This is a genomic window from Prosthecobacter sp. (assembly GCF_020439865.1).
Lineage (GTDB): Bacteria > Verrucomicrobiota > Verrucomicrobiia > Verrucomicrobiales > Verrucomicrobiaceae > Prosthecobacter.
Genome location: NZ_JAGRPF010000052.1, coordinates 24,479 through 40,212, shown reverse-complemented (window position 1 = coordinate 40,212; position 15,734 = coordinate 24,479). Strand labels below are relative to the sequence as shown.

At 60.9% G+C, this 15,734-nt stretch carries 14 protein-coding genes; 10 read left to right on the top strand and 4 right to left on the bottom strand.

The genetic code is table 11. The annotated features are described in order from the left end of the window. Positions 1 to 64: 64 nt before the first annotated feature. Entirely contained in the window at positions 65 to 712 is a 648-nt protein-coding gene (locus KDL09_RS05285) for a hypothetical protein (RefSeq protein ID WP_294382324.1), read from the bottom strand. 135 nt (positions 713 to 847) lie between these two features. On the opposite strand from KDL09_RS05285, the gene KDL09_RS05280 reads away from it, so the two are divergent. From KDL09_RS05280 to KDL09_RS05260, 5 genes are all read left to right on the top strand, one after another. Then, positions 848 to 2,434 (top strand): ATP-binding protein, encoded by a 1,587-nt coding sequence (locus KDL09_RS05280; RefSeq protein ID WP_294382321.1) that lies wholly within the window; start codon positions 848 to 850, stop codon positions 2,432 to 2,434. Between the two features lie 178 nt (positions 2,435 to 2,612). Further along, complete coding sequence (locus KDL09_RS05275; RefSeq protein ID WP_294382319.1) at positions 2,613 to 3,602, top strand: hypothetical protein; 990 nt, start codon at positions 2,613 to 2,615, stop codon at positions 3,600 to 3,602. A gap of 140 nt (positions 3,603 to 3,742) precedes the next feature. Beyond that, positions 3,743 to 4,048, top strand: coding sequence for a hypothetical protein (locus tag KDL09_RS05270; protein WP_294382317.1), 306 nt, complete (start codon positions 3,743 to 3,745; stop codon positions 4,046 to 4,048). Positions 4,049 to 4,251: 203 nt separating this feature from the next. Continuing rightward, positions 4,252 to 5,931 carry a 30S ribosomal protein S1 gene (gene rpsA, locus KDL09_RS05265; RefSeq protein WP_294382315.1) on the top strand — a complete coding sequence of 560 codons (1,680 nt, stop codon included), beginning with the start codon at positions 4,252 to 4,254 and terminating at the stop codon, positions 5,929 to 5,931. Positions 5,932 to 6,127: 196 nt separating this feature from the next. Then, the gene (locus KDL09_RS05260) at positions 6,128 to 6,934 is read left to right on the top strand and encodes a hypothetical protein (RefSeq protein ID WP_294382313.1); all 807 of its coding nucleotides are present in this window, start codon (positions 6,128 to 6,130) and stop codon (positions 6,932 to 6,934) included. A 10-nt stretch (positions 6,935 to 6,944) separates the two neighbouring features. Here KDL09_RS05260 and KDL09_RS05255 read toward each other — a convergent pair whose 3' ends face one another. Next, positions 6,945 to 7,232 (bottom strand): hypothetical protein, encoded by a 288-nt coding sequence (locus KDL09_RS05255; RefSeq protein ID WP_294382309.1) that lies wholly within the window; start codon positions 7,230 to 7,232, stop codon positions 6,945 to 6,947. A gap of 69 nt (positions 7,233 to 7,301) precedes the next feature. Beyond that, entirely contained in the window at positions 7,302 to 8,780 is a 1,479-nt protein-coding gene (locus tag KDL09_RS05250; protein ID WP_294382307.1) for a family 10 glycosylhydrolase, read from the bottom strand. Positions 8,781 to 8,852: 72 nt separating this feature from the next. Here KDL09_RS05250 and KDL09_RS05245 point away from each other — a divergent pair, with 72 nt between their 5' ends. From KDL09_RS05245 to KDL09_RS05225, 5 genes are all read left to right on the top strand, one after another. Then, entirely contained in the window at positions 8,853 to 9,863 is a 1,011-nt protein-coding gene (locus KDL09_RS05245) for an SMP-30/gluconolactonase/LRE family protein (protein WP_294382305.1), read from the top strand. Positions 9,864 to 9,936: 73 nt separating this feature from the next. After that, positions 9,937 to 11,181 carry a DUF1552 domain-containing protein gene (locus tag KDL09_RS05240; RefSeq protein WP_294382303.1) on the top strand — a complete coding sequence of 415 codons (1,245 nt, stop codon included), beginning with the start codon at positions 9,937 to 9,939 and terminating at the stop codon, positions 11,179 to 11,181. Between the two features lie 47 nt (positions 11,182 to 11,228). Next, the gene (locus KDL09_RS05235; RefSeq protein WP_294382300.1) at positions 11,229 to 13,757 is read left to right on the top strand and encodes a DUF1592 domain-containing protein; all 2,529 of its coding nucleotides are present in this window, start codon (positions 11,229 to 11,231) and stop codon (positions 13,755 to 13,757) included. After that, positions 13,757 to 14,296, top strand: coding sequence for a hypothetical protein (locus KDL09_RS05230; RefSeq protein WP_294382295.1), 540 nt, complete (start codon positions 13,757 to 13,759; stop codon positions 14,294 to 14,296). Before KDL09_RS05235 ends, KDL09_RS05230 begins: the two co-directional genes overlap by 1 nt. Next, positions 14,293 to 15,135 carry a hypothetical protein gene (locus tag KDL09_RS05225; protein ID WP_294382292.1) on the top strand — a complete coding sequence of 281 codons (843 nt, stop codon included), beginning with the start codon at positions 14,293 to 14,295 and terminating at the stop codon, positions 15,133 to 15,135. Before KDL09_RS05230 ends, KDL09_RS05225 begins: the two co-directional genes overlap by 4 nt. On the opposite strand, the gene KDL09_RS05220 is transcribed toward KDL09_RS05225, so the two are convergent. Then, positions 15,119 to 15,661: a flavoprotein gene (locus KDL09_RS05220; protein WP_294382289.1), complete on the bottom strand. Its 543-nt coding sequence runs from the start codon at positions 15,659 to 15,661 to the stop codon at positions 15,119 to 15,121. The genes KDL09_RS05225 and KDL09_RS05220 overlap by 17 nt on opposite strands. Positions 15,662 to 15,734: the final 73 nt, after the last annotated feature.

Here is a 15,734-nt window from a genome sequence, read left to right as displayed (position 1 = left end):
GGCGGATTCTAAGACACAACATCGCTATTTCTGTTCAGCAGCCACGGCCTTCCGGGCCGCCCCTTTATGCCAGCGCCGCATGCAGCATATGGCAGGCGTTTTCGCTGCTCGCCTTTTGCACCTGTTCGCACAGGATGGTCCTGAGCCGCCGACGTGCACGATGCAACGCCGTGCGCAATGCGCCGCTCAGCGGGCGGCTGGCACGGCAACCTTCGATCATGTTTTTTTCCAGGCAGCACCAGACGTCTCCACGTCCCTCATGATGGAGTTCCACACGAATGCGGTTCAAGGCCCGGTCGATCACGTCCCTGGCCCAGTCGCGATCCAGTTCGCAGTCCGGAGAGGAACGAAAGTCAGCGATGTCGATGTCGGCGCCAGTCTCATCACTCAGCGAGAAACAGGCAGCGCCTCCGCCGCGACGCTGGCGCGTGCGGTGCTGCCAGCGTTTGATCAGATGCGTGCGCAGCCGCGCAAACAAAAACGCCGCCTGCTCGCCGTGGTCAACGATGGCCGCTGCGCGCTCGTGCTGATCATGCAGCACCAGTTTGGCAAACAACTCCTGAACCGCATCCTCGGCATCGTGGGTTTCGCAGCCTCTGGAACGGGCGAAGGCGCAGAGTGAATGCCAGTGACGGCGGTAGAGCGCCGAAGTGGCGGCGTTGGCGGATGAGTCGGTGGTATGGCTCGCGGCGTGGTCTTCTCCAAGGTGCATGGCTGTGGGTGGGTTGTTGATGAAGACATTGGAACCGCCGCGCATGACACCTGCCCGCCACCTCGCATTAATAGGCGTTTATCTTCGTGCACAGAGCCCCGCCCCGGATGAAACTCATCGTGTTACCCTCCTCGCATGAGCGCCCCGGCCAACACTCGCAGCTTCCGCATCCGACTGGCCCTGCAGACGATGATCGTTGCAGGTACGCTGGTAACTGTCTTTGGCGCCGCCGCCTGGTGGTATGCCACCCGGACATTGGAGCGCAGTCTGGATGACCGCATCATCGCACCCGCGCAGCGGGTCTGGAACCGCATCGATCCCTACACGACCGACGATCAGTTCAAAATGATCGCCGATCTCGTCTTTGGAACGTCACCGGATCATGAATCCACCAATGCAGTGCTGGTGGTGCAGGAGCATGGCCAGGGAAAGACGATCTTCTCCACTCCAAACGCACCCAAGGATCTCGACGTGTACTTCCGCAGCTGCTTTCCCACGCAGGCGGAGATCGCACGAATGCCGCCCATGCCCAACGGGGGGCCTCCCGGTGCCCACCGTCCTCCCCCGCCGCGAAGAAACCCGGAATTCGACGACCTGCTCGGCACACCTCCAGACTTTGCTGGATCGGAAGCCGCGGGTCAGCATGACCTGCCCTTCCGGCCACAAATGCCAATGGTGCGTGAGCCGACCACCTTCACCGCACGTTCAGGCGGGATTGACTGGCGTTTCGGCGCCTTCAGCAGTCCCTCCTACACCATCTTCATCGGCCTTTCTCTCACCGACTTTTACGCCGAGATCAATCGCATGGCGTGGTGGTATGTCGGAGCTGGCGCCCTCGGTCTCGTGCTTGCGGGATTCGGCGCCCTGTGGACCTCGAAACGTGCCATGCGTCCGCTCGAACGCGTCGTGAACACCGCCCAGCACCTCACAGCAAGCGATCTCGCCGAGCGCATCCCCTTGCAGCGCGATGACGACCGCGAGTTCGCCCAGCTCATTGATGTGCTCAACGGCATGATGGAACGCCTGCAGGGCAGCTTTCAACAGGCCATCCGCTTTACCGCCGACGCCTCCCACGAGTTGAAAACTCCGCTCGCCATCATGCTTGCCGAGCTCGATGACGCAGTCCGCCATGCCAAACCCGGCAGCGCCGAACACGAGCGCTTTGTCTCGCTGTTCGATGAAGCCTCGCGGCTCAAGCAGATTACCCAAAGCCTCCTGCTGCTCTCGCAGGCCGATGCAGGACGCCTGCCCACCCGGCCCGAAACCTACGACCTCAGCGCCGACCTCTCCCGGCTCATCGAAGACGGTGAAATCCTCTGCGAACAGGCCGGACTCACGCTGCTTCATCAAATCGAGCCCGACGTCCAGGTGCATGCCGATCGCGCTCTGCTTCGCCAGGTGCTGCAAAACCTCCTCAGCAACGCCATCAAATACAACCGTCCGCAGGGCCGTGTCTCCCTGCATTTGGCGCGACAGGGCGCTCAAGTCGTCTGCACCATCTCCAACACGGGTCCGGCGATCCCGATGGAGAACCAGCAGCGACTCTTTGAACGCTTTTTCCGTGGTGACAAAGCCCACAATCGCAAAACCGACGGTTTCGGCCTGGGCCTCAACATCGCCACCGAACTCGCCCGGGCGAACGGTGCAGAACTGCGGCTGGTGAGTTCCAAGGAGGACGAAACGGTCTTTGAAGTCCGTCTCGACAGCTCCCGCTCCACGTAAAACCCTGCGGGCTGGGCTGACTTGACTCGAAGCCGTCATTCAACTTAACCTGCTGATCAATTCACCCACGCCTTCGTCGGAAGCAACCTCACGGGCACGCTTCGACCGCTGAATCTCATTCCGCGCTGGTCACATCCGCCGTGACCATAACCTCACTCCATAGGACACCCACGCAGCCATGAGTTCCACTCTTGTTCAGAAGACTTCGACCATTGCGGCAGTTCTTGCCCTGACCTTCGGCAGCCTGTCCGCGCAGACCACGCCTTCGGACCCTGAGTTGAAGACACTCCTGTTCGCCTACAAAGCCCGGGTTTCGAAGGATGTAGAAACACCGCTGTCCAAAACCCAGGACGAACTGAACCAGAACTATATCAAGGCGCTGGACCGGCTGCAGCAGGAAACCACAATCAAGGGAAAACTGGGCGAAGCGTCGGCCATCAAAGCGGAGAAAGAAGCCGTCGCGGCAAGCGGCCACCAAGACCTGCCGATACTCCCGACGGGTTTGCGGGAGCTGCCACCGCTGCGCAGAAAGTATCTGGAGGCGATGCAGACGCTCCGCACGGGCATGCAGCGAAAGCTCGAGCCATTGCAAAGAGAGCTCGTGAGACAGCTCGACGCGCTGGCCATCAAGATGGCCCATGCTGGCAAATCCGACGCGGCGCTCGAAGCACGACAGCTTGCCAGGGCCTATTCCGAAAACACCGGAGCCCTTGAGGGTGACTGGGAGGACCACACCCAGAAAGTCACCCCGAAACCCCGTGGTTCTCCCATTGTGATCAAACGACGCGACATCCTCACCACAGAAGCGAGCTTCAAACCACCGGTCGAGATCGAATTGGTGGCAAAAATCGAAGACCTGGACCTTCGCCTTGGGTATGCAGCCGACCAGTTGATTTTTAACTGGGAGAGAAAGCCCGACGAGCTGCGGATCGACGGCGGCCCCGCGAGTAAAATCTACACCCCCATGCAGGGAGAGATTCCGAAAGATAAATTCGTGGTGATCCGCTGGACCATCACCAAGGAAAAGCAGACCATCTCGGTGGATGGGAAGCAGCGGTTTGAGCACGAAGGAGACTATTCGGGCATCGACCGGCCGTTCTCCGTCCAAGCCTTCGGCTCCGATGCCACAGTGCAATCCATCAAGGTTCGGCGGCCTCCGTCTCCTTGAACCACTGCGCTCAAACGTGCACTAACAGCCTGCCAGAAAGGTGCCGTGCGTTCTTCAGCGATGCCGCAATGTCCAGATAGCCACCCCTTCCCAGCAGCTCCAATGTCAGCCCTTCAAGGTCTACCGCCGACGTCATTCCCATGCTCCTGCTGATCGGTCGCATCTATACCGCCCTTTCTTTCGCGCTGCCTCTGGCCACGCTGGTGGTTTCGGCAATCTGGATCGCCAGATTCAAGGAAAACGGCCCCCAGTCCGCCGGGTTGGGGCCGCTGATGGTCGGAGCCTTGACCGTTCTGGGCGTGCTGACAGCAAACGCGGTTCTCGCCGGCTTGCTGGCGTGGTCTCAGCCCGCCTGCCGCACATCTTTCATGCTGGTGGCGCTGCTGGTCTTCGGCCTGCTGGTCGCAGCGGCGTTGTTCTGGTGGCTGGTGGGCCGTCCGGGTTGATCGCGTGGGCGCCCCTTCTGAGACGCCTGCGAGGGGAGAAATCCCCCTACTTTCCCTCTTGCCAAACGCCGAACTTCTCCGACTATCCCGGCCCTCTTGTCCGGGTGCCCTTTGGTGCTGCGGGACGAAAGCCCGCCGTGCACCTCCGGAGCGGAAGTGTGCGAACGGTTCCCACCCCAACGCTCCCAACCCGTAAAAGTAAAATGAGTGCTACAGCTACGCTCGCCGACCTGATCGCAGGTTCATTCCGCGAGCTCTCCGAAGGATCAATTGTCAAAGGCAAGATCCTCGAAATCAAACCGCAGGTCATCCTCGTGGACATCGGTTACAAGTCCGAAGGGGCCATCCCCGCCAACGAGTTCGAAGATGAAGACATCCAGGTAGGCGATGAGGTGGAAGTCCTCCTCGAACGCCTCGAAAACGACGAAGGCATGGTCGTGCTCTCCAAGGAGAAGGCCGCCCACCGTCAGAACTGGGAGAAGATCTACAACGTCTTCAAGGACGGGGGTCTCGTCAAAGGCAAGATCAAGAGCGTCGTCAAAGGCGGCCTCATGGTCAACGTCGGCGTCGAAGCCTTCCTGCCCGGCAGCCAGATCGACATCATCCCGCCGAAGGATCTCAACGAATACGTCGGCAAGGTGTTCGAGTTCAAGATCGTCAAGATCAACGACGAACGCAAAAACATCGTTCTTTCCCGCCGCGAAGTCATCGAAGCGGAACGCGCCGAACAGCGCCAGAAGTTCCTCGATGGCGTCACCCCTGGCGACAAGGTCATCGGTATCGTCAAGAACATCACCGACTTCGGTGCGTTCGTCGATCTCAACGGCATGGACGGACTGCTCCACATCACGGACATGTCCTGGGGCCGCCTCAACCATCCTTCCGAAATGCTCGGAATTGGGCAGAAGATCGAAGTTCAGATTCTCGAGGTCAATCGCGAGAAGGAGCGTGTCTCCCTCGGCCTCAAGCAGCTTCAGAACAACCCTTGGGAAAACATCGAAGCCCGTTACCCTGTCGGCCAGCGCGTGCGCGGCAAGGTCACCAAGCTCGTCGCCTATGGCGCGTTCGTGGAAGTGGAAGAAGGCGTCGAAGGCCTCGTCCACGTCTCCGAACTCTCCTGGACGAAGCGCATCGCCCGTCCTTCAGATGTTCTCACCGTCGGTCAGGAAATCGAAGCCTCCGTGCTCGGCATCAACAAGGAAGAGCGCAAGATCAGCCTCGGCGTTCGTCAGCTCGAAGCCAATCCTTGGGACGACATTGACGCTCGTTACCCGATTGGCACTGTCATGAAGCGTGCCGTCCGCAACCTCACCGCCTATGGCGCGTTCGTGGAGCTGGAAGAAGGCATCGACGGCATGATCCACGTGTCCGACCTCAGCTGGACCCGCAAGATCAACCATCCTTCCGAACTCCTCAAGAAGGGCCAGGAAGTGGACGCCGTCGTTCTCGGTATCGACAAGGCCAACCAGCGCATCAGCCTCGGCATGAAGCAGCTCGACACCGACCCATGGTCCATCATCGACACCCGCTTCAAGGTGGGCGACGTCGTGAAGGGCCGCGTGGCGAAGATCGCAAGCTTCGGCGCCTTCATCGAACTCGAAGACGACATCGACGGCCTCGTGCACATCTCGCAGATCAGCGAAGACCGCATCGAGAAGGTCAAGGACAAGCTCAATGTGGGCGACGAAGTCGAAGCTCGCGTCATCAAGGTCGACAAGGTGGAGCGCCGCATCGGCCTCTCCATCAAGGCCATGAACTACAGCGAAGCCGACATCCAGAAGGAAAGCCAGGCCTTCGAAGCCCTGCGCCCCAGCACCGACCTCGTCGGACTGGAGCAGGCCTTCAAGTTCGCCACCGAAGAGTGGCGTCCAGGCGGCCAGTAATCCGCGGATCCACGACTCACATCACGATCAACCACGAAGGGACGCCGCGAGGCGTCCCTTCTTCTTTGTCGGCGGTCACACAATCTTCTGACATTTTCTCTCTGGCCGCAGAGCGTGGCGGAGGACACTTTGCACACCGATGTCCGAGAGCGCGCCCAAAACATCGGTTGAATCACGTCGTCATTGGTTGCGACGCATGTTGGGCATTGCTCCCGCGGCCCTCGCCGGCTGCGCCGGCCCGGCTTCCTCATTGCTCAGCCCTGCGGCGCGCAAAACCCGTGCGCAATGGGAGTATCACAACCGCTTTCTCGCCTCCGGTGCACGCCTGCGCTTCCGCCCTCATGCCGCGCATGGACGACCGTGGACATCCAGCATGGAGTACGTCTATCGCACGCATCGGCGTGATCCGCGCGTCGGCTACGCGGTGAAGAATCTCGCCACAGGCCGTTATCTCGCCGAGTTCCAGGCCGACAAGCTCTTCTTCGGCTGCTCCATGCCAAAACCCGCCGTCGCGGCCGTGCTGCTGGAAAAACGGCGCGGCAACCTCACCCGCGAGGAATTTCAAAACGTCGTTTATGTCTGCGACCAGAGCATCAACGCCTCATGGTTTTACCTGCTCGCACGCATCACCCCCGCCGATGAGCGGAACTTTGAGTGGAAGTACCATCTTCCCAATGTGGACATCATCAACAACTGGCAGTCGCCTCGCTTCTACGCCGAGTTTTACGAGCGCTGCGTGAACTACCGCCTAGACTATGGCTGTGAACTCCTGCTCGAAGCCATGCGCCGTGATCAATATGGTCTTGGCCGCTGGGTCATGCCTTCCAGCATCACCTACATCGGTGGAAAAACCGGCAACTACGGCGAGTGGGACCACGAGTCACTGTTCTTCTACCATCGCGGAACACCCTACGCGATCGTGCTCTACACGCGCGGAAACTTCGCTCCCGGAAACCAGCTAGGCTGCATGATGGGCGGCCTGTTCCGTGACTACTGCGCGTGAGCATCAGGCGTCAAAGTCTCTTCTCAGGCAGCACCTCGACCTCGATCTCTCTTACTTCGAGTGACGAAGACGTCGGCTGCTGATCCTCGACCTGCCAGTCGGATGCTTTGGTGCCCTGCACCAGTTTGCGTCGCACAGCGTAATACAGCGCTGCTCCGGCCGAAATCGCCAGCCCCACCACGGCCACCGCAGCTCCCACCATCAGCACAAGCGCCACCAAGCCCACCGCCACGACCGCAAGGACCCCCAGCAGCAGCATGGCGGGCCATCCCCGCAGTTCGAACGTTCTCGGTCTCATGAGAACACCATGCGGCCTGTGTCCGGGATGACAACCCTCATGTCCTCTCCTGCCCTTCCAGTATCGAGGCTACTTTGTAGTCACCCCCGCCTCGCCGGCCTCCCAGCCGAGGCCGGCGGCGCGAATGGCAACCGCCGCTGCGTTGTCCGGCCACTCTGCGCTGAGCTGATCTTTGAAAAAAGTTTCCACTGTGATCCATTTGCCATTGATGAGCGCCTGCATCACCCACCAGCGTGTGGCGTTCATCCAGCGCGGATCCTCGTGTTTCCACGCAACGGTAAGTTTGCCTCCGGGCACCGTTTTGCCAACGAGCGGCGCGGGCAAAACCGACTGGCTCAACCAGGGGCTCGCCGGCGGAATCGCATGCGTGGTGTAGGCTCGTTCTTTCGTGTAAGTGGCGAGCTTGCCGAGGTCTTTGTGCAACGACCCAAAGTTCCAGTGGAAGTGCCCCGGCGTCATCTTGAGACCGCGCTCACGCAGCACGCTCATCTGATGCAGAATTTCGCCCGCGTTGCGATCATCGCCGATCTTCGAACTGTTCATGCCCGGCCAGATGTGTCGGCCCATCGTGTTTTGTTCCAGCCACCAGTCGTAGTAGGTGATGAAGCCGAGCTTCGGACGATCAATCGTCCAGTAGAGCTGCGGCGTGAAGTAATCGACCCAGCCGTTCTGCAGCCACTTCCTGGAATCCGCGCCGAGATCCTCATACGGATCGAGCCCGCCGCCGGTGTCTTCGGGATAATTCGGCCGCCACAGTCCAAACGGGCTGATGCCGAACTTCACGTAACGCTTCTCCGCCTTGATACCCTCGTAGATGATGCGCACGGTCTCATCCACATTCTGACGTCGCCAGGCCGTGAGTTCCAGCATGCCGCCGTTCGCCTTGTAGCGCGCAAACGTTTCGCTGTCGGGAAACTCGATCTTCTGCTTCTTCGAATCGGTGATCGGATAGGGATAAAAGTAGTCGTCGATGTGAATGCCATCCACGTCGTAGCGCCGCGTGACATCCATGATCACCGCGATCACCTGAGCGCGCACCTCCGGCACGCCCGGATCCATCCACGTGTCGGGACCGTACTTCATCGTCCACTCGGGATGTTTGCGGACGATGTGATCCGCACTCGGCACTCGCTTTTCACCTGCGAGCGCCCGAAACGGATTGAACCACGCATGCAGTTCCATCCCGCGCCGGTGCGCCTCCTTCACCGCAAACTCCAGCGGATCCCACAACGGCGACGGTGCGACGCCCATCTGCCCCGTCAAAAACGGCGACCATGGTTCGAGCTTCGATTCATACATCGCATCGCCAGCCGGCCGCACCTGAAAGATGAGCGCGTTCAGACCCACGTCCGCCGCCGAGTCGATCAGCGTCGTCAGTTGCTCCTTCTGCTTCGCCACCGGCAGTCCCGGCTCGCTGGGCCAGTTGATGTTGTGCACCGTCGCGATCCACGACCCGCGCAGCTCACGCGACGGCGGTGGTACGCTCGTTTGGGCGTGCAACGTGAGGGCGGAGAGCCAGAAAATCGCGAACAGAGGGGGCGGACGCATGTGCCAGAAGAAAACGCCACGAGGCCGATGTGTCGCTGAAATTTTCTGCTTCATGCCGTATTCATGCGCCTCATGGCTCTCCGACCACTCTCCTGCCTCGCCGTCGCATTCGCTCTGGCTTCGTGCTCATCTCTGCGCTCGCCCATCGTGCCCGGCGCGAAGCCAAAAGATCACGGCGCCATCGGCGCGACGGAAGGACCCGCGTGGCACAACGGCTCGCTCTACTTCACTGATGGCAAGCACATCAACCGCATGGGCCCCGATGGCAAAACGACCGTCTTCCGCCACAACGCCTCCAACGGCCTCCTCTTCGACCGCGAAGGCCGCCTCATCGCCTGCGAAACCAAAAATCGCCGCGTCACCCGCACGGAGAGAGACGGCTCCATCACCGTGTTGGCGGATCGTTTCCGTGAGAAACGTTTCAACTCGCCCAACGACCTCTGCATGGACTCGAAGGGCCGGATTTACTTCACCGATCCGAGGTATGGATCACGGGAGGGGATGGAGATTCGCGAAGCAAGACCAGCAGGCATTACTTACTACCTAGAACCAACTCGCCGATTGGTCGAAGGAGTCTATCGCATCAATCAAACCGGTTTGCCTCCAGGCCTGTGCGGCTTCGCGCATGAGATTCAAAACATCACACGCATCCTTTGCGACGGAGCAGAACGCCCCAACGGCATCCTCATCTCGCCAGACGACCGTTTTCTCTACATCGCCGACAACAATAACAATACCCACGGCGGTTCGCGGAAGCTTCTGCGCTACACGCTCGACAAAAACGGCGATGTAAAGCCCGGTGCGCGGAAGGTTCTGTTCGACTGGAAGGACGGTCGCGGCCCCGATGGCATGAAGATGGATACCGCCGGCCGCATCTACGTCGCCGCAGGCACGAACAAGCCCACCGAATACGAAACGACGCAATTCAAGGCCGGCTGCTACATCCTTTCGCCCTCGGGCAAGCTCATCGAATTCATTCCCGTCGCGCCCGATGAGTGCTGCAACTGCGCCTTCGGTGGCAAGGATGGCAAAATTCTCTTCATCACCTCCGGCAGTCATTTGTGGAGCGTGCCGCTGCGCTGATTGGCCCGTCCCGACATCACCGCTTGCGTGACAGCCGTGCCTGTCTCCCATCGTTCACCTGCTTGCGCTCGTCATGAATCTGAACCTCCATCGTCCTCTTCCACGCCGCACGCTGTTGCGCGGCGCTGGCATCACGCTTGGCCTGCCGTTGCTCGAGTCCATGCTCGGCGCCGCCTCCGCGCCTGCCGTTCCGCGGCGCATGGTCGCCATCGAGACGAACATGGGCATCATGCCGCAGCTCTTCTTTCCGGAGAAGGCCGGACGCGACTACGCGCCCACGCCTTATCTCGAAAAACTGGCGAAGCATCGCGAGAAGATGACCGTGTTCTCGGGCGTGAGCCTGCCGGGCGTCACCGGCGGTCATGCGGCGGAGAAATGCTTCCTCACCGGCACGCCGCATCCGGAGCGTGGCGGTTTCCGCAACTGGGTCTCGCTCGACCAGGTGGCCGCCGAGCACATCGGCAATGCCACGCGCTATCCTTCGCTGCCGCTGTCGATGACGAGCGAAGGCAGCCGCACGCTGAGCTACACGCGCAGCGGTGCGCCGATTCCCGCCGAAAACAGCCCGCGCAAACTGTTCCAGCGCCTCTTCGTGCAGGGCAAGGCCAGCGAGGTCGAGGCCAATGTCGAGGCGCTGCGCCAGGGCCGCAGCATGCTCGACTTTGTCGGCGATCAATCGAAGCGGCTCAGCAAAACGCTTTCCAAATCCGACCAACAGCGTCTCGAAGAATACCAGACTTCCGTGCGCGAACTCGAACGCCGCCTGCACAATGCCGAGGAATGGGAATACAAGCCCAAGCCCGTCGTCAAAGCCCAGGCGCCGAGTGACATCGACGACGCGCGCGAGTTCGTGGCGCGCACGCGGCTCATGTTTGATGTGATGAAGCTCGCGCTGGAGACCGACTCCACACGCATCATCACGCTCTTCATCGACACGGTCGTCATTCACAACATCACGCATCACGGCAACCGCCCCGAGGCCATCGCCGAGTTGCGCGTGAAAGAGGAAGCACAATTCGAGGCGCTGAACGATTTCCTCGCCGTTCTCGATTCGACGAAGGAGGAAGACGAATCGCTGCTCGACCGCACGCAAGTGCTCTACGGCACGCCAATGGGCAGCGCGAACTCCCACAGCAACGTGAACCTGCCTGTGCTGCTCGCCGGCGGCGGCTTCAAGCACGGCCAGCACCTCGCTTTCGACACCAAGAACAATTACCCGCTGAGCAATCTCTATCTCACGATGCTGCAGCGTCTTGGTGTTGAAACGGATGAGTTTTCCACCGCCAAAGGAACGATGAATGGGCTCGAAATGGCATGATGCGGTCGCTCGTCTTCATCTTTGCATGCACGGGCCTTCAAGCAGCCATGCCCACGGCCTTCTTCGACACACATTGTGTCGAGTGCCACGACGCGGACACGCGCAAAGGCGGGCTCGATCTAACGTCGTTGAAGCAAAACCTCGGCGACGAGGACAATTTCGCGCTGTGGGTGCGCATCCATGACCGCATCGAGTTGGGAGAGATGCCGCCGAAAAAGCGTGAGCGCCCGAAGCGCGATGAAATGATCGCCGCGACGACGCAGATCGCGAAATCGCTCACCGATGCCGAACAAGTCGATGCCGAAAGCCGCAGCGGCCTGCGCCGGCTCACACGCGGCGAGTATGAGAACACCGTGCGCGATCTCTTTGACCTGCCCGGCATCGCCTTGCAGGCCGGACTTCCCGCGGATGGCTCAGCGCATGGTTTCGACAACAACAGCGATGCGCTCGACATCTCACACGTCAACATGGCGAAGTACATCGAGGCCGCCGATAAGACGCTCGACATGGCCATCGCCACGCGTCCGACTGCGCCGCCATCTTCCATCGAGCGCCTTTCGCTCGCCGGCAATTACGAGCCCGACATCATGCTCATGCAGGGCGATGCCGTGCTGCTACGCGACAAGAAGCACGATCCCGTCATGCCTCCCGCAGGCGCTTACGCGCATGTGAACCAGGGCGCGCATGAAAGTCTCGGCGTGTTCGATCGCATGAGCAGCGTCGGCGTGTTCCGGCACGAGGACGAATCGTGGAACGCCTACTTCCGCCGCTTCGCCGCGCTCTATCCGGGCCGCTATCGTGTGCGTGCCTCGTTTTGGAGCCTGCAATGGGACAAAGGCCAGATTTTGCCGTCACGCGGAGTCGAGGCGGCACGGCTCTCGGTCGTGCAATTCAATGAAAACGGCCGCGGCGGTCAGCATCCCAGCTACGTGCTCGGTTATTACGACGCGCCGTCACTCAAGTCGCAGATTCACGAACTCGATGTGTGGCTGAACTTCAAGGAGACGTTCGGCTTCAACGTCGCCTCGCTCGCGCCGGTCGTGTTGTATCGCGTCGGCACTTGGGGGCAGTTGGATCGCACGATGGGCTACACCGGGCCGTGCATCGCGAACGACTGGGTCGAGGTCGAAGGTCCGCTTTACGACGTTTGGCCGCCGCGTGCGCATCAGTTGCTCTTTGGTGATCTGCCGTTGACGGAGTTCAAGGAAGGCCGTGCGCCCGTGCGCCTTCCGCTCAAACAGGAGATCACCGGCGCCCGCAACAAGCCCGAAGCGACCGACAAAACCGTCTGGACCGTGCAACCGGAGCAGCCGCTCATCGTGGCAGGCCGGCTGCTCGCGTCGTTTTTGCCCAAAGCGTTCCGTCGTCCGGTCAGCGACGACATTCGCAAGGCCTACGTGGCGAAATGCGAAGAGCGATTGAAGGCGGGAGACTGCTTTGAAACTGCAATGCGCTGGGTTTATCGCGCGGCATTGTGCTCGCCGGACTTCTTGTATCACGTCGAGCCTGCAGGCCGCCTGGACCATCAGGCGCTTGCCGCGCGGTTGTCGTATTTCCTCTGGAACTCCACGCCGGACGAAACACTGCTCGCGCAAAACCTCAACGACTCCAAGACGCTGCACGCGCAGGTCGAGCGTCTGCTTAAAGATCCGAAGTCGCAGCGCTTCATCGAAGACTTCCTCGGCCAGTGGCTCAAGCTGCGCGCCATCGCCGCGAACGATCCCGACAAGAAGCTCTACCCCGAGTTCAGCCCGTATTTGCAGGACAGCATGGTGGCAGAGACGCGCGCCTACTTCCGTGAGCTCCTCGAAAACGATCTCGCTGCCGGTTATCTCGTGCAGTCCGACTTCGCGATGCTGAATGAGAAACTCGCCGTGCATTACGGCATCGCCGGCGTGAGCGGACCGAAGATTCGCAAGGTGAAGCTGCCGAAGGACTGCCCGCGCGGCGGTTTCCTCACACAGGCGGCGGTTTTGAAAATCACCGCGAACGGCACCACCACCTCGCCCGTCGTGCGCGGCGCGTATGTGATGGCGCGACTGCTCGGCAAACCGCCGCAGCCTCCGCCACCGAACGTGCCTGCCGTCGAACCGGATGTGCAGGGCGCGACGACGATCCGTGAGCTGCTCAACAAACACCGCAACAACTCCGCCTGCGCGGGCTGCCACGCGGAGATCGATCCGCCGGGCTTCGCGCTGGAATCCTTCGATGTCATCGGCGGATTTCGTGAGCGTTATCGCAGCAACGACAAGGGCGACAAAGCACCACGCGGCAGCATCGACCCGAAGATTCCCATCGGCTTCAAGCTCGGTCCTGCCGTCGATGCCAGCGGTGAGATGCCGGGTGCGCGCAAGTTTGCCGGCATCACCGATTTCAAGACGATGCTCGCCGCCGACAAGCATCTGCTTCTGAAGAATCTTGCGCAGCAGTTCCTCGTCTATGCCACCGGCCGTCCCGTGGCCTTCAGCGACCGCGCCGCGCTGAATGACATCCTCACGAAAACCGAAAAACAAGGCGGCGGTGTCCGCACGCTGATCCACGAAATCGTGCAAAGCCCGCTCTTCCAGACCCACTGATGAACCGCATCCTTCTCATCCTTGCGTTTGCCGCTGCTGCTTTGCACGCGGACGAGTCAAAACATCGCATCATTGGCATCAGCGAGCCCTCACGTGTGGACGATCTGCGCGAACTGGTGAAGACCATCGCCGGTGTCGAACTCGTGAACGTCGATCCCGCCACGACCGAGATTGTGCTGCGCTACGAGCTGTCCGCGCTTTTCCCGTCGATCAATCCAAAGAAACCACCGGCCGAGGAGGCCATCACGCAGAAGCTCGACAGCCTGCTCAAAGCCGCTTCGCGTGGCACATTCACGCTGAAGCCGCCGGCCACGCTCGCGGAAGACAAGATGGAGAAGATCGAAATCCAGGCCGGCCTGCTCGACTGCATGGCCTGCCGTTACGGCGCCTACATCGCCATCGCCAAACTCGACGGCGTCGAACACGCCAGCATCAGCCAGACCAATCTTTTGACCGCGTGGATCGATCCCGCGAAGGTGAAGCGCGAGGATTTGCTCGCCGCGCTCAAGAAAGGTCGCGTGGAGGTGCTCACGCCGTGAAACACGTGATGCTGCTGCTCTTCGCGCAGGTGGCGCTGTTTGCCGCCGAGCTGCCCGACATTCGCAGTGTTCCCGCCGATCTCGAGGTGCCCGCGTTGAGCGAAGGTCCGCCCGCCGCGGGCAAGCGTGTGCGTCATGGCCTCAGTGTGCTCTACCTGCCCACGGACTGGAAAGCGGACGCGAAGTGGCCGGTGATCGTCGAACTCGCCGGGAACGGCGGCTACACGAATGCGTTCGGCGATGTGAGCACCGGCCTGCCGGAAGGCAGTAACCTCGGCTATGGTCTCTCCGGCGGAAAAGGCTTCATCTGGCTCTGCGTGCCCTATTTGAATGCCAAAGGCGATCAGATCGCCATCACCTGGTGGGGTGACAAACCTGCCTACGACCCTCAACCGACGCTCAAACACCTGCGTGAATCCGTGAAAGCCGTCTGCCACGACTTCAGCGGCGATGAATCGAAGATCGTGCTCGCCGGATTCTCGCGTGGCGCGATCGCGTGCAACTACCTCGGCTTTTACGACGACGAAACCGCGAAGCTCTGGTGCGCTTTCTTTGCTTACAGCCACTACGATGGCGTGAAGACTTGGCCGTATCCGAACTCAGACCGCGAATCCGCACTCGTCCGCATCAAACGTCTCGGCAACCGCCCGCAATTCATCTGCGGCGAGGGCACGAACGCTCAAGTAACCGAGCAATACCTCCGCCCGCTCCTGCCGAACGCCGATCTGACCTTCCTGAGTACCGGTTTCCGCAATCATAACGACGCTTGGACTTTGCGACCGAGCCCGACACGCGATCAAGCGCGTGAGTGGCTGAAGCGCGTCACTTCTTCGCGCTGAGCAAGGCATTGACGGCCTGCAGAATCGTCTCGACCTCCGCCAGCCGTCCCACGCCTTCGTAACCGCAGGCGAGCATGCCTTCGGCCGGTTCGACGAATTGGGTACCAAAGCCACGAAGGGTCTCGACGTTCTTTTGCGTGGCCGGATGCTGCCACATTTTGCCATTCATGGCGGGGGCGATCAGGATCGGGGCGCGGGTGGCGAGGGCGATGGCGGTGAGGGCATCGTTGGCGAAGCCGTTCGCCATGGACGCCAGAATATTGGCGGTGGCGGGGGCGATGAGGAGCAGGTCGGCCTCGTCGGCGAGCTGGATGTGCCCGGGCTGCCAGCCTTCTTTTTCGGCAAAAAGGTCCGAAACGACCGGATTCTTCGACAGCGTGGCCAAAGTCAGCGGGGTGACGAATTCCAGCGCGGATCGGGTCAAAACGCAGGTCACCGAGTGGCCGGCCTTGGTGAGCTGGCTGGCGAGGTCCGCCGCCTTGTAGGCCGCGATGGAACCGGTGACGCCGAGGATGATGCGGGACATTAGGAGGGAACGATAAACGCGAAAATGGGGGCGCAAAGCCCGAACTACGAAGGAACTTGCCTAAGTGCCCCCG

Excerpts from the sequence above, each read along its gene's own strand:
- KDL09_RS05285 (WP_294382324.1), bottom strand. The coding sequence starts at position 712 with ATGCACCTTGGAGAAGACCACGCCGCGAGCCATACCACCGACTCATCC.
- KDL09_RS05280 (WP_294382321.1), top strand. The coding sequence starts at position 848 with ATGAGCGCCCCGGCCAACACTCGCAGCTTCCGCATCCGACTGGCCCTG.
- KDL09_RS05275 (WP_294382319.1), top strand. The coding sequence starts at position 2,613 with ATGAGTTCCACTCTTGTTCAGAAGACTTCGACCATTGCGGCAGTTCTT.
- KDL09_RS05270 (WP_294382317.1), top strand. The coding sequence starts at position 3,743 with ATGCTCCTGCTGATCGGTCGCATCTATACCGCCCTTTCTTTCGCGCTG.
- rpsA (WP_294382315.1), top strand. The coding sequence starts at position 4,252 with ATGAGTGCTACAGCTACGCTCGCCGACCTGATCGCAGGTTCATTCCGC.
- KDL09_RS05260 (WP_294382313.1), top strand. The coding sequence starts at position 6,128 with ATGTTGGGCATTGCTCCCGCGGCCCTCGCCGGCTGCGCCGGCCCGGCT.
- KDL09_RS05255 (WP_294382309.1), bottom strand. The coding sequence starts at position 7,232 with ATGAGACCGAGAACGTTCGAACTGCGGGGATGGCCCGCCATGCTGCTG.
- KDL09_RS05250 (WP_294382307.1), bottom strand. The coding sequence starts at position 8,780 with ATGCGTCCGCCCCCTCTGTTCGCGATTTTCTGGCTCTCCGCCCTCACG.
- KDL09_RS05245 (WP_294382305.1), top strand. The coding sequence starts at position 8,853 with ATGGCTCTCCGACCACTCTCCTGCCTCGCCGTCGCATTCGCTCTGGCT.
- KDL09_RS05240 (WP_294382303.1), top strand. The coding sequence starts at position 9,937 with ATGAATCTGAACCTCCATCGTCCTCTTCCACGCCGCACGCTGTTGCGC.
- KDL09_RS05235 (WP_294382300.1), top strand. The coding sequence starts at position 11,229 with ATGCCCACGGCCTTCTTCGACACACATTGTGTCGAGTGCCACGACGCG.
- KDL09_RS05230 (WP_294382295.1), top strand. The coding sequence starts at position 13,757 with ATGAACCGCATCCTTCTCATCCTTGCGTTTGCCGCTGCTGCTTTGCAC.
- KDL09_RS05220 (WP_294382289.1), bottom strand. The coding sequence starts at position 15,661 with ATGTCCCGCATCATCCTCGGCGTCACCGGTTCCATCGCGGCCTACAAG.